The organism is Sorangium sp. So ce381 (genome assembly GCF_051473845.1).
Lineage (GTDB): Bacteria > Myxococcota_A > Polyangia > Polyangiales > Polyangiaceae > Sorangium > Sorangium atrum.
On the sequence record NZ_CP150336.1, the window covers coordinates 2,665,198 to 2,681,231 of the forward strand.

18 protein-coding genes are annotated in these 16,034 nt (G+C 70.7%); 3 read left to right on the top strand and 15 right to left on the bottom strand.

Annotated features, from left to right (window positions below; genetic code table 11):
* Window positions 1-11: 11 nt before the first annotated feature.
* A complete protein-coding gene (locus tag WMF29_RS10210) occupies window positions 12-308 on the bottom strand; it encodes a DUF2288 domain-containing protein (RefSeq protein WP_272101604.1) in 297 nt (98 codons plus the stop codon).
* Window positions 309-433: 125 nt separating this feature from the next.
* The gene (locus WMF29_RS10215; protein WP_437328653.1) at window positions 434-1,435 is read right to left on the bottom strand and encodes an alpha/beta hydrolase; all 1,002 of its coding nucleotides are present in this window, start codon (window positions 1,433-1,435) and stop codon (window positions 434-436) included.
* 809 nt (window positions 1,436-2,244) lie between these two features.
* On the opposite strand from WMF29_RS10215, the gene WMF29_RS10220 reads away from it, so the two are divergent.
* The gene (locus WMF29_RS10220; protein WP_437328654.1) at window positions 2,245-3,267 is read left to right on the top strand and encodes a DNA/RNA non-specific endonuclease; all 1,023 of its coding nucleotides are present in this window, start codon (window positions 2,245-2,247) and stop codon (window positions 3,265-3,267) included.
* A 9-nt stretch (window positions 3,268-3,276) separates the two neighbouring features.
* On the opposite strand, the gene WMF29_RS10225 is transcribed toward WMF29_RS10220, so the two are convergent.
* Window positions 3,277-3,687, bottom strand: a complete 411-nt coding sequence (locus WMF29_RS10225; RefSeq protein WP_437328655.1) for a nuclease A inhibitor family protein — start codon at window positions 3,685-3,687, stop codon at window positions 3,277-3,279.
* A 211-nt stretch (window positions 3,688-3,898) separates the two neighbouring features.
* Here WMF29_RS10225 and fbaA point away from each other — a divergent pair, with 211 nt between their 5' ends.
* Window positions 3,899-4,972, top strand: a complete 1,074-nt coding sequence (gene fbaA, locus WMF29_RS10230; RefSeq protein WP_437328656.1) for a class II fructose-bisphosphate aldolase — start codon at window positions 3,899-3,901, stop codon at window positions 4,970-4,972.
* Between the two features lie 105 nt (window positions 4,973-5,077).
* On the opposite strand, the gene WMF29_RS10235 is transcribed toward fbaA, so the two are convergent.
* Entirely contained in the window at window positions 5,078-5,491 is a 414-nt protein-coding gene (locus WMF29_RS10235) for a hypothetical protein (RefSeq protein WP_437328657.1), read from the bottom strand.
* 128 nt (window positions 5,492-5,619) lie between these two features.
* On the bottom strand, window positions 5,620-5,985 hold the full coding sequence (locus WMF29_RS10240; RefSeq protein ID WP_437328658.1) for a hypothetical protein: 366 nt from the start codon (window positions 5,983-5,985) through the stop codon (window positions 5,620-5,622).
* 372 nt (window positions 5,986-6,357) lie between these two features.
* On the opposite strand from WMF29_RS10240, the gene WMF29_RS10245 reads away from it, so the two are divergent.
* Window positions 6,358-6,579: a hypothetical protein gene (locus WMF29_RS10245; RefSeq protein ID WP_437328659.1), complete on the top strand. Its 222-nt coding sequence runs from the start codon at window positions 6,358-6,360 to the stop codon at window positions 6,577-6,579.
* Between the two features lie 200 nt (window positions 6,580-6,779).
* Here WMF29_RS10245 and WMF29_RS10250 read toward each other — a convergent pair whose 3' ends face one another.
* From WMF29_RS10250 to WMF29_RS10295, 10 genes are all read right to left on the bottom strand, one after another.
* Complete coding sequence (locus tag WMF29_RS10250) at window positions 6,780-7,712, bottom strand: HTTM domain-containing protein (RefSeq protein ID WP_437328660.1); 933 nt, start codon at window positions 7,710-7,712, stop codon at window positions 6,780-6,782.
* Window positions 7,709-8,299, bottom strand: a complete 591-nt coding sequence (locus WMF29_RS10255) for a hypothetical protein (protein ID WP_437328661.1) — start codon at window positions 8,297-8,299, stop codon at window positions 7,709-7,711. The genes WMF29_RS10250 and WMF29_RS10255 overlap by 4 nt, the downstream gene beginning before the upstream one ends.
* Before the next feature lie 26 nt (window positions 8,300-8,325).
* Complete coding sequence (locus tag WMF29_RS10260; RefSeq protein WP_437328662.1) at window positions 8,326-10,770, bottom strand: hypothetical protein; 2,445 nt, start codon at window positions 10,768-10,770, stop codon at window positions 8,326-8,328.
* Window positions 10,771-11,049: 279 nt separating this feature from the next.
* Window positions 11,050-12,318, bottom strand: a complete 1,269-nt coding sequence (locus WMF29_RS10265; protein ID WP_437328663.1) for a trypsin-like serine peptidase — start codon at window positions 12,316-12,318, stop codon at window positions 11,050-11,052.
* A 136-nt stretch (window positions 12,319-12,454) separates the two neighbouring features.
* The gene (gene mnhG / locus WMF29_RS10270) at window positions 12,455-13,030 is read right to left on the bottom strand and encodes a monovalent cation/H(+) antiporter subunit G (RefSeq protein ID WP_437328664.1); all 576 of its coding nucleotides are present in this window, start codon (window positions 13,028-13,030) and stop codon (window positions 12,455-12,457) included.
* On the bottom strand, window positions 13,027-13,293 hold the full coding sequence (locus tag WMF29_RS10275; protein ID WP_437328665.1) for a monovalent cation/H+ antiporter complex subunit F: 267 nt from the start codon (window positions 13,291-13,293) through the stop codon (window positions 13,027-13,029). Before WMF29_RS10275 ends, mnhG begins: the two co-directional genes overlap by 4 nt.
* Window positions 13,290-13,763: a Na+/H+ antiporter subunit E gene (locus WMF29_RS10280; protein WP_272101617.1), complete on the bottom strand. Its 474-nt coding sequence runs from the start codon at window positions 13,761-13,763 to the stop codon at window positions 13,290-13,292. Before WMF29_RS10280 ends, WMF29_RS10275 begins: the two co-directional genes overlap by 4 nt.
* Window positions 13,760-15,271 carry a proton-conducting transporter transmembrane domain-containing protein gene (locus WMF29_RS10285; RefSeq protein WP_437328666.1) on the bottom strand — a complete coding sequence of 504 codons (1,512 nt, stop codon included), beginning with the start codon at window positions 15,269-15,271 and terminating at the stop codon, window positions 13,760-13,762. The genes WMF29_RS10280 and WMF29_RS10285 overlap by 4 nt, the downstream gene beginning before the upstream one ends.
* A complete protein-coding gene (locus WMF29_RS10290) occupies window positions 15,268-15,615 on the bottom strand; it encodes a Na+/H+ antiporter subunit C (protein ID WP_437328667.1) in 348 nt (115 codons plus the stop codon). The genes WMF29_RS10285 and WMF29_RS10290 overlap by 4 nt, the downstream gene beginning before the upstream one ends.
* Window positions 15,612-16,031: an MnhB domain-containing protein gene (locus WMF29_RS10295; protein WP_437328668.1), complete on the bottom strand. Its 420-nt coding sequence runs from the start codon at window positions 16,029-16,031 to the stop codon at window positions 15,612-15,614. The genes WMF29_RS10290 and WMF29_RS10295 overlap by 4 nt, the downstream gene beginning before the upstream one ends.
* Window positions 16,032-16,034: the final 3 nt, after the last annotated feature.

Sequence of the window (16,034 nt, forward strand, 5' to 3'; positions counted from 1 at the left end):
GGCGGCGCGCCTCACGACGGCAGCGGCGAGGCCGGCTGGCGGACCAGCACGAACGGCGCGACCACGAGCGACAGGAAGCGCAGATCGTGCTGCTGCGGCCAGCGCACGAGATCGGCGGCCGTCGGCTTGGTCAGCTTGCCGGCCGCGATCCAGGCCTCCACCGCGGCCGTGTCGTTCGCGGCCATGGCCTCGCCGACGTCCAGGAGATCGAGATCGGCGGCGACGACGATGACCGCATCGCGCACTGTGTGGGCGCGGAGATCGGTCCAGAAGACCTCCCCGAGCGTCTTGGCGAGCTGTTCGCGCATGGGGGCAGCATAGATCCCGGGCAGCGGCCGCCAAGCCGGCGATCCGCTGCCCGGGCGAGGGAGGGCGGCGGCTGCCGGCCGCGGCGCTCCGGGCAGGCGGCGCGGCCGGAGGCTCCGATCGAGCCCTACCAGCCCATGTTATGGTGAACCCAGCAGTCGATCTGCTCCCAGCCGACCCGCGCCTTGCGATGGCCGTTCAGGATGTGGCCCGTGTCGGGGACGATCGCGGTCGTGACGAACTCGGCGCTGGCATAGAGCGCCGCGTCGGAGTCCGCGTACGACGCCGGCTGCAGCGCGTCCGTCTCCCCGAACTGGATCAGCACCGGGCTCGTCACCTCGTCGATGCCGGCGAGCGTGGGGTCCTCGGAGACGGCGAGGAGGCTCAGGAACTGCCCGCGCGTGAACGTGTCGGCGATGGTGGTGTTGTCAAAATCGATGAGCGCCGGGTTCGCGTTCGTGGTGTCGTAGAAGATGGCGGTGCGCATCTCCGGCGGGATCCCGATATAGGGCGTCTGCAGCAGCGCGGAGATCGCCTCCGACGGGACCGGGATCGGGTGCGGCGTGAAGGCCAGGCCGGTGTTCACGAGGACGTCCGCGTCATTGTAGGTGCTCTGAACGAACGTGTTGATGATGGCGCCGTTCGAGTGGCCGACGAGCGCGACGCGCGTGAAAGGCGTTTTGTAGACGCCGCCCGGCGTGCGCATCTCGGTGATGATCTGATGGACGCTGTCGGCGGTCTCGGCCAGGTCGACGAAGTCGCCGTCGGGCCGGCTGCTCTCTCCGGCCCCGAGCATGTCGAGCGCCAGGACGGCGTATCCCTCCTTCGCCATGTGCTGGGCATAGGAGTAATCGTGTCCGCCGAACGACGGGAGATCCCAGTACTCGTGCGTGTAGGTCAGGCCGTGGACGAGCACCTGGAGGGGGCGGTACTTGGCGTGACCCTGATAGTAGAGGTAGCCGACGACGTCGTACGTGTTGCCGTCGGAGAGGGTCACCGGGAACACGAGGCGCTCCACCTTGGTGGGCTGCCTCGACGACGACGCCTCGGCATTGCCCGAAGAGAGCCCGGCGACCGCGAGCGCCGCCGAGAAGAGTGCCGTGCTGAGTGCGCGATAGTACAAGTTCATGAATTGACCCTCATGGTTGCGGCAGGTGATTGGAGGTGAGGCAACGTCTATCGCGGTGCGATATCCCGTGGTCTCTCAGCTCCAGCGCCGCCACGCCGTGTTCGCAAACATTGAACCAGAAAGCACCTCTGTCAACAGGATAGCGCACGATCTCCGCCCGCGCCGCCGCTCGGCAGCATTTCGGAGCGTTGTTGGTCTCCGGCGCGACGCCCGCGGGCTCGCCGGACCCTCGCGGTCTGTCGTGAGGAGTGGACGCTGCACGGGTCTTTGCGTGATACCGCAATGATTTGCATGGGTGGGTGGGTGACGCCGGCTGCCGGTCCCGGCACATGTGCCAGGGAAGGCCTCATCACGACGGCTTCTGTGCTGGCGAACAAATCTCCTCAGGCTTTACGGCTCCTGCCGGACGTCATGGCCAGAAGACGCCATCGCGGCACGGACATCGTTTGATGAACCGATGTGCGATTTTTGTGGCTCCGCTGCATTGTGTTCACGGGTCCACGGGTGATGGATCCCCCGCGGACGATTCCCGGCGATCCTCGGCGCGGCGCGCGCGAGCAGCCGCGGCGCTCCTGGTGAGCGCTGCCCGCGGCGCTGTGACGTCAACGCCGCTCAGAAGGTCGCTTCGGCGCCGATGCTCGGTAGGGTATGATGATGGATCCGAGCGTCTCCGGCTCGCATCCGCGCAGCAGCGAGCGCTCGTCAAGCAAAACCTACCGGCGCGCCTGGCGGGCCGAGCGCCGCGCGCCTCGCCGAGGTCGCGCTGGACGCCTGCGCCGTCCCTGCCGTAGATAGCTGGCAGCGCTGACGTGGGCTCGAACAGGAAGCGACAACAGAAGTCCTCGGGGTTGCGCGTGCTCGTCGCGCTCCTCGTGACCGGGCTCAGCGCGGTGGGGGTCAAGTGTGGCCTCGAGCGCGGGCTCGACGAGCTCGGCCTCGACCTCGGCGGTGGCCGCACCTCCAGGCCGTCGCCGACGCCCGGCCGATCCGGCAGCGCCTCGCCGCCGAAGGCCGCTCCGCCGAAAGGGTCGCCGCCGAAGGACGCGCCGTCCTCGCGCCCGCCCGCGCCGAGCCCCCACCTCGAGCTCGGCGTCCCGGCCCGCACGGGAGGGCGCGCCGCGCGGGCCGACGCGTCCGACGATCACCTGATGATCAAGCCCCAGTACGCCCTCTCCTACAACCGCTCCAGGAACGTGGCGAACTGGGTCAGCTGGAGGCTCGACGCCGCCTCGTTCGGGGACGCGCCCCGCTATCGGGGCAAGTTCCTGGCCGATACCGCGCTGCCGGACGGCTGGTACCGCGTGCAGCACGACGATTACACCGGCTCCGGCTTCGATCGAGGCCACATGGTCCGCTCCGAGGAGCGGACGCGGAACCCCGACGACAACAAGGCGACGTTCCTCCTCACGAACATCCTGCCGCAGCGGCACGAGCTCAACGCCGGTCCGTGGCTGAGGCTCGAGGAGGCGTGCCAGGAGCTCGCGCAAAAGGAGCGCCGGGTGCTGTTCCTGACAGCCGGCGGCCTCTTCGACGAGCGCGAGCGCCCGGCCGCCACCATCGGCAAGGACGTCGCCGTGCCCGACGCGTTCTTCAAGGTCGCCGTGGTCCTCGAGCCGGGGCAGGGGCCCGGCGACATCGGCCCGGCGACGCGGGTCATCGCGGTGGTGATGCCGAACGAGACGGGCATCCTCGATCAAGGCTGGGGGCAGTACCGGACGACGGTGGACGAGATCGAGCGGCGCGCGGGCTACGACCTCATGACCGCCCTCCCCGAGGCCGTGCAGCGGACGCTGGAGGCGCGCGTCGACGACGGGCCCGCCGGCGCCCGCTGAGCGGCGCGCTCAGGTCTCGACGACCTTCGTCACGAGGCCGAGCCACGCGCCCGACGGATGGCGGCCGACGACGTAGACGTCGATCGCGACGCGCCCGACGCGGTAGACCCGGACGTCGGTGAGGTGGCGCTCGAGCAGGTCCATGAGCCGCCGGTATCGCCCCGCCTCGGCCAGCGCCGCGTCGCCGGCGTTCCCCGGCACGTCGATCACCGGCGCGAAGAGGTCGCCCGCCGTCGTGACCTCGACCGGCGTCGCCGCGCCGAGGCCCTCGGCCGCGAGCAGCGCGGCCGGCGAGGACGCGTCCCCGCGCGCCCGGAACGGGCGCAGCTCGTGATCGGACTCGCTGGGGAACAGCAGGCCCTGCGCGGCCTCCGCGAGGGATGCGAGGAGCTCTTCGGGCGAGATGGATGAGGCCTGCATGTGGATCTCCGGGCGGCTGCTCGGCGAGCGCGGGCTCGCCGTGGGGTGATCATTCCACCGAGAAGCCAGCGGAGAATCCGCTTGCTCCCTGGGCTTTGGCGATGGTACCGGGACCGCGCCCGCCCTGCGGATCCGATCCACCCTTCCGCTTTCCTTCGCCGCGTTGCATGCTCGGGCGAGACCCGAGCAAGGAACAAGGATTCAAGGTGCCATGTCCAAGATGAAGCTCAAGCCCGGCGTGATCACTGGCTCCGCTCTTCAGGAGCTGTTCGAGTACATGAAGAGCGTCGAGTGTGCGCTGCCGGCCGTGAACGTGATCGGCTCGCACAGCACGACCGCCGCGCTCCAGGCGGCTCGAGAGGCCAAGTGCCCCATCATCATCCAGTTCTCGAACGGCGGCGCCCACTTCTTCGGCGGCAAGTTCCTGGACAACAAGGGTGAGAAGGCCGCCATCGCGGGCGCCGTCGCGGGCGCGCACTACGTGCGGAACCTGGCCGAGGCCTACGGCGTGCCGGTCATCCTGCACACCGATCACGCCGCGAAGAAGCTCCTGCCGTGGATCGACGGCCTGCTGGAGCACGGCAAGAAGTTCTTCGAGAAGAACGGAGAGCCCCTGTTCTCCTCTCACATGCTCGATCTGTCCGAGGAGCCGCTCCACGAGAACCTCGAGATCTGCCAGAAGTACCTGCGGCAGATGGCGGCGCTCAACATGACGCTCGAGATCGAGCTCGGCGTCACGGGCGGCGAGGAAGACGGCGTCGACAACAGCGGCATCGACAACGCCAAGCTGTACACCCAGCCCGCGGAGGTGCTCGCCGCGTACGACGCGCTGAAGCCGATCGGCAACTTCACGGTCGCCGCGTCGTTCGGCAACACGCACGGCGTCTACAAGCCGGGCAACGTGCAGCTCCGGCCGCCCATCCTGAAGAACTCCCAGGACGCGATCCAGAAGGAGCGCAAGACGGGCGCGAAGCCGGTCGACTTCGTGTTCCACGGCGGCTCCGGCTCGTCGCGCGAGGAGATCCGCGAGGCGGTGTCCTACGGCGTCATCAAGATGAACATCGACACGGACACGCAGTGGGCCTTCACGCAGCCCATCAAGAAGTACATGGACGACAAGGGCGCCTACCTGAAGTCGCAGCTCGGCAACCCCGAGGGCGAGGACAAGCCCAACAAGAAGTACATCGACCCGCGCGGCTGGCTCCACCTCGGCGAGAAGGGCGTGGCGGCGCGCCTCGTCGATGCGTGCAAGGACCTGAACTCGTTCGACAAGTTCGAGTTCTGATCCGCGGCGAAAGCGAAGGCCCCGCTCGCGCGGGGCCGGAGCGACGCCTGTCGAACCTCGCCGCCGCGACACCCTGGCGCGTCGATCGACCCACGGGCTGGCTGCTCACGAGGGCGACGGGTGCGCCGCGGTCAGCGAGCGCGCCGGCGCCGCCACAGCAGGGCGGCGGCGAGGCAGCCGGGAGAGCGGCAGGCCGAAGATGCCGAGCACGGTGAGCTCGATCCCGAGCACGGGCAGGAAAGCGGGCCCCGAGAGCCCCGCGGCGAGGAGCTGGACGAGGGCGAGCGGCGCCGCCACCGCCAGGAGCGCTGTCGGGTAGGCGACGCCGTGCAGCAGCGCGAGCAGCACGCCGACGATCCCCACGGTCAGGCCGCCGTCGACGCTGGGGGTCATGTCCAGCGCGCCCGGCGCGCGCAGCGCGGCGCGGATCCACAGCAGGGAGCCAGTCCCCAGGAGGACCATCGCGATCGGCAGGTTGGCCGAGGAGCGGGTCGTGATCTTCGGTGTCTGGAAAGCCATGGTTCCGGCCATGACAGCACGCGATGTGCCATCACGGCTCCCGGGCGGCGGCGGGCCGGCCGTCGCGCTGCGCGATGCAGGGAGTGCGGGGCGGCGCACGCCTTGCGCGCCACGATCCGCCGGACGCGTCATGGCGAGGGCGGGCCGGGCTCCTCGCCGGCGCCGGGCTCGCCTGCGTCAGGGCGCTCGTGCGTTCGTGGTGGACGCGCTGGCTCGACGGGCGCGAGCCGGATGCCCAGGTTCATGAGCTTCACACAGTCCTGCTCGCACGTGGGCCGCCCGCCGGGGAGAAGCGAGCAGTGTGCGACCTCGACGGGCTCCTCGGAGCGGCCGTCGACGACAAGCCGACACCGCACGGGAGCCCCGGTCCGTGGACAGACCAGGGTGGCCTCCGAGGTGTGGTAATGCCGCCGGGCGAGCAGGCGTCTCGCCCCGACGATCAACGCCACGACGCCGCCCGCAGCCGCCAGCAGCACGACGAGCCAGTCTGCCATCGCGACCCCCTGTGAAGAGCGCTGCGGCGTCCACCGCAGCACAGACGACGCAGCAAGGGGCGCGCCAGGCGCTGCGCCGAGGCGTGGGCCCAGCCGGCGCGGAAGGGCCCACGCCTCGTTTCATCGCAGATGCATTCGGCGCGCCTCTCGGCGCAGGGCGTGCGCCCAGGAACCCGGGGCGCGGAGCAGCAGCCCGCTCCGCCGCTGAGAGATGACGTGCGGAGCCGTGAAGAAGCATGGGAGTCGACGGCAACAGGCGCGATCCGGGTGCGGTCCTGGCGGCTCGCCATGGCGGCGCCGCGGGTCGACGTCTTCCGGCTCGATGATTGCAAACCGCCTTTCATCGGCAGATGGCCGCGGGAGGAGGTCGCCATGGCCTGTCATCTGGAGGAATCGGACAAGCTGGTGTGGATCGAGGTCGAGGGGGGTGGCACCGAGCCACGGACGGTGCGCTGCCCGCGGCGGGCGGCGACGGTGGACGCGCGGGAGTGCTTCGCCTGCCCGCGCTACGCGACGCTCGCGATCCATCCGAGCGGGAAGAAGGTCTATCTCGTGTGCGAGCCGTTCGACGAGGAGCCGAGCGAGCGCGCGTAGCGGCACGTGAACCCGGAGAGCGTCCGGCCTGGGCGGCGCTACGATAGGTGGCACTCGAGCAATACCACTTCGACCTCGCGGGCCAGCGCACGCCCGGGCAGCGCTAGGGCGAGCTGATGCTCGAGGCCTTCGGCAAAAGAAGTGATCGCGACCGGGGGAGCCCGACGCCCCGGCGTGGCGCTCGCGCCCGGGAGCGCCTCTCACGATCTCCTGACCCCGATGGCTGCGCTCGCGCGGCGCGGGCGCCTCAGATCGCGCAGCTTCTCCAGCTCGAAGAACCCCGCGAATGCCACGCCGAGCAGCGGGTACGGGAACAGGATCGCCATCGTGAGCAGCACGCCGAGGTGGAAGAGCCAGGCGGCGCTGCAGAAGACGAGCGCGACGCGCCGGCTGAACAGGGCGAGCGGCGCGCCGAGCTCCATCGCCAGGCTGGCGAGCGCGAGGGGCGGGAACAGGAACCGGTAGCGGACGAGCGCGCCGCCGAGCGGAGAGTGCGTGTCGCCGAGCGCGATCTTCCGGACGTTGTCGTAAGCGATGTAGTTGCGGAGGATATCGCTCGTCGCCCAGTCGAGGCCGCTGTTCCGGAGCTTCGTGATCCCGGCGATGAAATACGACATCACCGTGATCGCGCAGAGCAGCCGGATCGGCCAGCCATAGCGGCCGTCCGGCGCCGGCGCGGGGGCGCCGGCGCGGCGCGCCGCGCGCGCGTCGAGCGAGTGCGCGTCCGCCGCGGCCCCGAGGCCGAGCGCGATGACGTGGAGCGCGAGGAGGTTCTCGGTGTGGAACACCATGCCCCAGGAGTTCCGGTAGCTCAGCACCCAGAGCAGGAGCGCGCCGAAGACCGGCCCGGCGACGCGGAACCGGTAGCCCGCCACGAACGCCGCGCCGGCGGCGATCGCCGCGCCAAGCAGGCTGCGCACCGCCCAGAGGGGGAGCGGCGCGGAGAGCACCGAGACCACGCCGACGGGCCTGAAGCTCTCCGCAGGCAGGTGGCCCACCCGCTGGAAGTGCACCGCGCGGACGCAGAGGTACACGAGGGCGAAGCCGCCGACCAGGAGCCGCAAGAGCGCGAGCCGCTCGGCGGGCGCCTCCGCGAAGAAGGCGCGGTCGAACCGCGCAAAGAGCCGCCTCATCGCGCGCCCACCTTGCACGTCGCGTGGAGCTTCGAGTCGACAGGGGCCTCCTGCCCCTCGAAGAACGCGACGGCATCGAAGGTGTCTGTCCGGATCTCGACCGCGACGACATCCGCGTAGCCGTCCTGCGCCGCGACGCGCGACGCGATGCCGCGGCAGAGCGCGCGGGCCGCGCGGGCGCCCTGCCGGATGCTCTGCGCCAGCGTGGCCTTGGCCTGCAGCACCTCCTCGCTGCCCACGAGGCGCGGCGGGATCGGCCGCCGCCCGCCCCGGGAATCCACGCCCACGGCGCGCTCCACGGCGGTCTGTGCGTCGTGGCGGCCCCACGAGAACATCGGGTAGGTCGACAGCGGAAAGCTGTCCACCGGAGGGCGGCGGAACAGCGGGGCGAGCATGAGGAGCAGGAGCGCGGCGGTCACGCCGTACGCATACGCCCGGCGCTCGCTGAGGCGAGCGGTCCCGCGCGGGCTCGATCCACCGCCGGCGCCGGCGCTCACGGCGCCGCCCTGCGAGCTCGGTCCACCGCCGGCGCCGGCGCTCACGGCGCCGCCCTGCGAGCTCGGTCCACCGTCGGCGCCGGCGCTCACGACGGCCTCTCCGTCGCCGGCCGCGCTCACAGAGGCCCCGCCGCCGGCGCGCTTCGCCCAGGCACGAGCCCGAGCATTCGGCCCCCGTGGCCGAGCGCGGCCCAGGCGTGCTGCACGTAGTCGATGCGGATCCGAGGAGACGCCATGCTCTCGCCGAAGCCACCCTCGATGATCACGTCGCGGCTGCACGCGAAGCAGGTCGCTGGCGACCACTGCTGCCGCACGAGGAACTCGAGCACCCGTCGCATCAACGCCCGGTCCTTCGCGAGGTCCTCGCCGCGCGCCTCCTTGACCGCCATCGCCGCGGCCAGCGCCTCGCCGAACCCCGCCGTCGCCGTGTTGTGCGGCGGCAGCACGTTGCCGAACCCGTACCCGCCCACGAGGTCGGGCGTCACCCCGCTGTCCTCGTCGAGCACGAGCCGCGACTTGAACGCCACGTAATCGAGGCAGAACCGCTCGTAGTCGTCGCGGCGGTGGTGCCCGAGCGCCGCGCGCGCCGCGAGGCAGTGCCAGTTCTCCTCCATGTACACGAAATCACTGGCAAAATGATCCCAGTAACGGTTCGCGTAGTAGTCCATGGCGCGATCGACGGCGGCGCGCACGGCGGCCGCGGGCGGGAGCTCGGGGCTCGGCTCGCGGGCGGCGAGCGCCTCGAGCAGCGTCAGCGCGAGCACCGACTGGCCGCCCTCGTAGAGCTGCGTCGGGCCGAGGACGGGCGCGACGCGCGCGAGGTCGAGCTGCGGCGCGAAGCCGCCGTCGTCGCGCTGCGTCGCGAGCACCATGCGGGCGAGCCGCCCGACGAGCGCGTCGTGCGTTCCGTGCGCGTCGCGGCACGTGAGAAACGTGACCAGGCTCAACGCCGTGGGGTTGAGGCCCGCGATCGTCCCGGGGCTGTCCTTGGGGTAGAAGAGCGCGCCGACGGAGTTGCCTTCGCCGGCCCTGCGCTCGAGCTTCGCGAGCAGCCCGAGCGAGCGCTGCACCACCTTCGCGAGCTCCGGCGACATGGGCACGCCCTCGGCGCCGACCCCGAGCTCGCACAGGGCGAGCGTCGTGCCGGCCTGCCGCGCGATCGAGAACCCGTCGAACGAGGCGCGCCCGGTGAACGGGTCGACGATGTAGCGGAACATGCCGTCCTTCCGCTGCGCCCCGAGGATGTAGCGCTGGGCAGCGGCCGCCGCCTGCTGCGCGGTCGCCTCGGTGAGCGGGACCGACGGCTCTCCGAGCCGCGACAGGAGGTGGAGCGCGCCCTCGTCGTCGACGGCGTAGCTGAGCGTCTCGATCCGCACGAGGCCGTCCCGCGGCGCGGCGCCGCCGGCGCCGTGGCCGCCGGGCGGCTCGGGCTCGCCGAGGGCGCGGCGCAGGACCGCGAGATCCACGCCGAAGCGGAAGTCGGGGACGCCGGCCAGCGGCGCGTTCGTGTTGAACGCGTCGAGCGCGATGAGCTGCCACGGCATGAGGCACCGCTCCGCGAGGCAGAGGCCGTCCAGCCCGGGGCGCAGCGACAGCCCGTCGAGGCCCGGCCCGGGGGAGGCGAGCGGCTGCGCGGCGGAGACCACGTCGATCTTGAGCGGGCCGCGCAGGGCCTCGGCGAGCGCACCGCGCAGCGCCGCCGCCGCGTCCTCGCCGGGGGCGGGCTGGAGGCAGCGGGTCGCGACGGCGGCGCGCTCGGGGTCGCGGCCGGGGGCGAGGTGGGTGACGACGAGGGTGGGGCGGCCCGGCTCCGGGGGCGCGGCGCACGCGGCCGGCGCCGCGGTCATGAGCGAGGGCGCCTTGGCCGGCGGCGGAGGGAGCGCGTCGAAGGAAGCGAGCGCCTCGCGCAGCGCCGCCCCGGTGCGCGACGGCGCGCCGCCCGGCACCGGCACGACGTCGGCCTTGGCGACCCGGTGACGGAAGAGCAGCGAGAGCGCGGCCAGGACCACCAGCGCGGCGAGCGCGGCGAGCGCGGGCGAGGGCCGGCGCTTCGGGCGCAGCAGGCGGAGGCCGCCGGTCGAGGCGACGCCCCAGCACGCGAACGGCAGCGTGAGGAGCGCGACGACCGCCCAGACCGCGAGCAGCGCCGTCGCGATGCCGGTGCCGAGGCCGCGGTTCAGCGAGGCGACGTAGACGGCGGAGGACAGGAGCTCGAAGCTCAGGAAGGCGAGGTAGCCGAGCGAGCAGAACGACGTCACGCGGAAGGCGCGCGGCGCGAGCGGGTGGGGGAGGAGCGAGAGGACGGCGGTCGCGGCGTGGAGCAGGGCGAGCGCGGCGGTGACCACGGCGAAGAGCGTCCACGGCCGGAAGGGGAGGGAGAGCGCGGCCCAGGCGAAGACGGGGGCGTGCAGGGCGCTGAGCAGCCCGACGGCCCAGCGGCGCGTGGGCGGGCGCGGGGAGGCAGCGCCGCGGCTGGCGAGCGTGGGGGATTCGGGGATCGGGGGGGCGCTGTCCTCGAGCGGCTCCGAGGGCGCGGGGGGATCGGTGTCGGGCGCCTGCATGGTGCGGCGACGCTTAACACGGCGCCTGGCGCGCACGATCGCCGCCGTCGCCTGACCGCGGTTCGGAGGCGGCCGGCCTCGCGGCGCTCGACACTCGGGCCCTTCGCCTGGAGCGACAGGGCTCGACCTGGAGCATCTCCTCGAATTTTTCGGGAGAATTCACATGGAGGCGGGGAAACGGGGAGTGAATTCCCACCGATCTCCCCGTCTCCCTGTTCAATTCCGCTAAAATGACAAAAAGAGTGGATCTGTCAGCGGCGCGACAGGACTTCGTTCGACTCAATTGCTGGCGCAGCGGATGAGGTCGCCGGCGTCCGCGCAGATCGCGGACATCTCTGTTCCTCCGTTCCGGCAGTTGAACCACTCCACGTCGGCGAGGTGGTGGAGGCCGACCACGTTGCCCGACACGGCATCGATGATCGGTGACCCGCTAGAGCCCCCTTCGCTGTCGCACGAATAGCCGATCTGCGATCCCACGACCGTGCCGGAGTAGGTCTGATCGATCGTGTCGATCTGGCAGCGGAGGGAATGCGCCGCATCCCTCCAGTAGCCGACCTGCTTCGGCCTCCCGCCCGGGTGCTGAATGAAATTGATGAAGGCGCCGACGCTGGGCGCCGCCGTCGTCGGGGTGAGCTTGCGCCAGGTCGCCTGGGGGTTGCCGGCGGAGTCGCCCGTCAGCTGGATCAGCGTGTAATCGAGGCCACCTTTGGAACGGCTGCGGGTCCGGCTGTTCGTCTTGAGGAGGGTACTGCCAGCGAAGGGCTGGCCGGCGGCAATGTTCATGCCAGGGCAGTCCGTGGACTGGTAACCAAAGCGGGCCTCGAGGCTGGTCACCTCCGTCTGGGTGCTGATGCAATGGTTGTTGGTGATGAGCGTGTTGTCGTACGGCCCCTCGATCAGCCAGCCCGTGCACAGGTACATGCCCGCGTCGCGCCGGAAGAGCAGCCGCGCCACAGGTCCCTGCTGGGCGTCGAGGTCGTGACACGCGACGTTCTCGCGACCCTCCGTGGCACACACGATATCCGGCGTGCCTCCGCTGGGCTTCCTCGCGATGGAGATGCTGCCCGGCGTCGCCTCGCCCGATGTCAAAGGCTCCGGGGCGAGCGCGAGCGTCCCGTGGCCGATGTCCGCGATCGAGAACCCGTGGCCACCGCCGCTGGTGCTGTGAAGCTCGACGATCGCCGTCTCGCCGTCGACGGCGAACGCCCAGACGTCGCCGTCTCCGTTCGGACCGCGGTCCTCGTACCGGAACGACTGCGTGCCGTCGGGGCTCGAGACGGTGACGTAATCGCCCTTCGCGAGCGAGAAGTCGTTGAAGTGCACGCGCACGAACGTGGCGCCCGGCGAGGTGATCGCCTGTTTCCAGCCACCCGCGTACGGGTGGGACGTCTCGGCCGCATACGCGATGACGTCACCCGCCCGGAGCGGCCCGGGCGCCGTCTCGAACCCGTCTGCGTCGTCGGTTCCGCCTGCGCCGGGAGCGTCCACGTTCCCAGCGCACCCCGTGAGCGCGAGGAGCGACCCGGCGACCAGCATCATTCTGTTCATTACAACCCCCCTTCGTCCCGGCTCGCCGCATGGAAGCGGCGCAAGCGGACGAACCGCATAGGATAAGAGAGGTTGGCGAGCCTGGCAAACACGCCTGCCCGCCGACCGCCGGGGGCGTGGGGGCGCGGTTGTGGCGCTAGGCCTCGAAGATCTCGCGCACGCGGCCGAGCTCTGCCGGCTCCACGAGCACTTCGAGCCTGTCGCCGGCCTCGAGGATCGTCTGGCCCCGGGGCACGACCGTCCCGCCCTCCCGGTGAATGGCGCGAATGAGCACGCCGGCGGGCAGGCCGAGCTCGGCGATACGCTTGCCGACGACGGCGGCCCCGGGCACGAGCTCGAACGTGCGGGTCCTCGGCTCTGTGCCGGCGAGGGTGTGGGTCGCCGGATCGTAATGCGCCGCGAGCTCGTTCACCACGGTCTCCGGCGAGAGGGGCGTGTTGGTCGTGTAACCGGCGCGAGCGAGCAAGTGCGTCGCCACGGGCATCGTCAGCGCCACGAACGCGATGATGACGATGGCCCGGGTGGTGACGGCCGGATCGTAGAAGTGAAGGGCGGAGGCCGAGATGATGCACGTCATCCCCAACACCGAGGCCTTCGATGTCACCTGGAGGCGCGTGAACAGGTCCGGCATGCGCAGGATGCCCACGGCCGCGAGCAGCATGAAGACGCATCCGATGACGAGGAGCGCGCCCTCGACGAACTCGAGGATCACGACGCCTCCCCCTGTCGCTCGAGGTAGTACGCGAACGCGATGGTGCCGAGGAAAAAGATGAGCGACAGCACCATCACCGCGTCGAGGAGGACGCCGCGGTCGGTCACCATCGCGTAGAGGGCGATGCCCCCGCTGCCGACCGTCGCCATGAGGTCCATGGCGACAACGCGGTCGGGGAGGCTCGGCCCGAGCAGGAGGCGGATGAACGCGACGACGAACGCCACCGTGACGAGGGCGATCGCGAGGAGCAAGAGCGGGGTCACCGGAAGAGCTCCTTCACGCGGCGCTCGAGGTCGCTCTTGATGGTCGCCCGCAGCGCGTCGGCGCTGTCCACGAACATCGCGTGGACGAAGAGGACCGTGCGGTCGCCCGAGACGTCGAGGCCAAAGGTGCCGGGCGTCAGGGCGAGGAGGATCGTCAGCACGGTGATCTCGAGATCGGTCGTCAGATCCAGGGGGACCGCGACGATGCCGGGGCGGCTCTTTCGCCTGATCGAAATGACGTCGCGGGCGACCCTGAGGTTCGCCCGCACCATCTCTCTCGCATAGAAGAGCATGAACGACAGCACCCCTGGCAGCTTCTCGAAATAGGTCGTGGGGCCGATCAGGCGCCGGAGCCAGAGGAGCAAGAGGTACCCGAGGAGGAAGCCGAAGACGAGGCCCCCCGCGGTGGCGCGGCCGGTCAGGCCCACCCAGACGATCGCCAGGAACAGGTTGAGAACGAGGGCTCTCATGGGCGACCCTCCCCCAGCACGGCGCGCACGTAGTCGGTCGGATCGGCGAGCTGCGCGGCGGCCCGCCGGACGACGGCGAGGAGCGGCTCGGGCGCCATTCCGAGCGTGACGCCCAGCGCGGTCAAGAGGACGACCGGCAGGTACAGGAGCGCGCTACGCCGCGCCCCGCTCTCGCGCGGGGCGAGGTCGGCCCCGGCGGGCGCGGGCTTCCAGAAGGCCTCGTTCCATATCTTCGTCATCGAAATGAGGGTGACGAGGCCGACGGCGAGGCTCGTGGCGACGACGGCCGCGGCCCCTCGCGAGCCGACCTCGAGCCCCGATCGCACCAGGATGAGCTTGGCCCAGAACCCCGACAACGGCGGCATGCCGGCGAGGGAGAGGGCCGTGACGAGGAAGCAGGCGGAGAGCCCGGGGCTCCGCGCGAGGAGCCCGCCCTGAAGGTCGAGGCGGGCGTCTTTCCCCCCGGATTGCATGATCCCGCTGATGAGGAAGAGGTTCGACTTGATGATGGCGTGGTGCAGGACGAAGAAGATCGCCCCCGAGAGGGACGACAGCGTGAACAGGCCGAGGCCCATGACCATGTAGCCGACCTGGCTCACGCTGTGGAACGCGAGGATCCGCCGCACCTCCCGGTGGGACACCGCGCCGAGCACGCCGACGGCCATGGTGAAGGCCGCGATCCCGAGGAGGAGCGCGTGCGTGGTCTCCCCGTCGCTCACGAAAAGGAGGGTGAAGCTGCGCACGAGGGCGTAGACACCCACCTTCGTCAAGAGCCCCGCGAACAGCGCGGTGACCGTCACGGGGGGCGTGTGATACGAGTCCGGCAGCCAGAAGAAGAGGGGGAAGACAGCGGCCTTGATGCCGAACGCGACGAGGAAGATCATCGCGAGGGTGAACCGGATCGGCGGCGCGAGGCTCGGCAGCTTGAGGGAGAGATCGGCCATGTTGAGGGCGTGCACGGATCCGTAGAGGATGCCGAGGCCGGTGAGGAACAGGGCGCTCGAGATCAGGTTCATCGCGACGTACTTGATCGCTCCCTGCATCTGCGGCCGCTCGTTGCCGAGCACCAGGAGCACGAAGGACGCGATCAGCGTCACCTCGAACCAGACGTACAGATTGAAGAGGTCGCCTGTGACGAAGACCCCGTTCGTCCCCATGAGGAGCGCGTGCATGAGCGGGTAGAACCCGTGCTCCCGCCGTTCGCCGTCGATGTCCGATAGGGAGTAGATCGACGTGACGACCGCGATGACGCCCGAGAGCAGGACCATCAGCGCCGAGAAGAGGTCGACCACGAAGGTGATGCCGTACGGCGCGGGCCAGCCTCCGAGCTGGGTCGATTGAATGCCTCCCCGGTGCACGGCGCGGAGCAAGGCGACACCGACGGCGAGCTGAAAAACGCTCCCGACGAGCCCGAGCGCGCGCTGCCTCCCCGCGCGCCGGAAGGAGAGGAGCGAGAGGGCCGCCGTGGTCAGGGGGACGAGGACGGGCAGGACGAGGAGCACCTTCATGGGCGGGTCGATTCGAGAGAGTCGATATCGTCGCTGCCCATGGTCCGATGAACGCGGTGAAGGAGGACGACGGTGAACGCGACGACCGCGAAGCTGATGACGATCGCCGTCAGGATCAGCGCCTGGGCCACGGGATCGGCCGGCGGCGCGTGGAAGGCCCCTTCCCCCTTGGGAATCAGCGGGGGACGGCCGCGGACGACGCCGGCTGCCGTGAGGATGAGGAGGTTCGTGCCGTGACCGAGCAGCACGAGGCCGAAGGCGAGCTTCACGATGCTGCGCCGGAGCATGAGAAACAGCCCCGACGCATAGAGCCCGCCGACGACGATCGCGAGGAGGACCGTCATGAGCTCATCTCCGCGGCCATGAGGAGGATCATGAGCACCATGCCCATCACGGCGGCATACACGCCGACGTCGAACAGGACCGGCGTCCCCACCGCGACGTCGCCGAGCCCCGGCACGGGGACGGTCGCCCACACGCCTTGCAGGAAGGAGCCGCCGGCGACGAGCCCGACGACGCCCGAGAGCACGATCGTCGAGAGACCGAGCCCCATGAGCGTCTGGGGCGCGACGCGGAGCAGCTGCCGCGTCGAGGGGACGTCGTACGCGAGGATGTGGAGCGAGAACGCCGATGCAATGAGGAGCCCGCCGAGGAACCCGCCCCCTGGCTCGTCGTGGCCGCGGAGGAGCGCGTAGATCGAGACGATGATCAGGAGCACCATCAAGACCGGCGTGGCGGCGCGCAGGACGAAGGAGGGCATGGC

Coding starts and splice junctions, on each gene's coding strand:
- WMF29_RS10210 (WP_272101604.1), bottom strand. CDS start 308: ATGCGCGAACAGCTCGCCAAGACGCTCGGGGAGGTCTTCTGGACCGAT.
- WMF29_RS10215 (WP_437328653.1), bottom strand. CDS start 1,435: ATGAACTTGTACTATCGCGCACTCAGCACGGCACTCTTCTCGGCGGCG.
- WMF29_RS10225 (WP_437328655.1), bottom strand. CDS start 3,687: ATGCAGGCCTCATCCATCTCGCCCGAAGAGCTCCTCGCATCCCTCGCG.
- fbaA (WP_437328656.1), top strand. CDS start 3,899: ATGTCCAAGATGAAGCTCAAGCCCGGCGTGATCACTGGCTCCGCTCTT.
- WMF29_RS10235 (WP_437328657.1), bottom strand. CDS start 5,491: ATGGCTTTCCAGACACCGAAGATCACGACCCGCTCCTCGGCCAACCTG.
- WMF29_RS10240 (WP_437328658.1), bottom strand. CDS start 5,985: ATGGCAGACTGGCTCGTCGTGCTGCTGGCGGCTGCGGGCGGCGTCGTG.
- WMF29_RS10245 (WP_437328659.1), top strand. CDS start 6,358: ATGGCCTGTCATCTGGAGGAATCGGACAAGCTGGTGTGGATCGAGGTC.
- WMF29_RS10250 (WP_437328660.1), bottom strand. CDS start 7,712: ATGAGGCGGCTCTTTGCGCGGTTCGACCGCGCCTTCTTCGCGGAGGCG.
- WMF29_RS10260 (WP_437328662.1), bottom strand. CDS start 10,770: ATGCAGGCGCCCGACACCGATCCCCCCGCGCCCTCGGAGCCGCTCGAG.
- WMF29_RS10265 (WP_437328663.1), bottom strand. CDS start 12,318: ATGAACAGAATGATGCTGGTCGCCGGGTCGCTCCTCGCGCTCACGGGG.
- WMF29_RS10280 (WP_272101617.1), bottom strand. CDS start 13,763: ATGAGAGCCCTCGTTCTCAACCTGTTCCTGGCGATCGTCTGGGTGGGC.
- WMF29_RS10285 (WP_437328666.1), bottom strand. CDS start 15,271: ATGAAGGTGCTCCTCGTCCTGCCCGTCCTCGTCCCCCTGACCACGGCG.
- WMF29_RS10290 (WP_437328667.1), bottom strand. CDS start 15,615: ATGACGGTCCTCCTCGCGATCGTCGTCGGCGGGCTCTATGCGTCGGGG.
- WMF29_RS10295 (WP_437328668.1), bottom strand. CDS start 16,031: ATGCCCTCCTTCGTCCTGCGCGCCGCCACGCCGGTCTTGATGGTGCTC.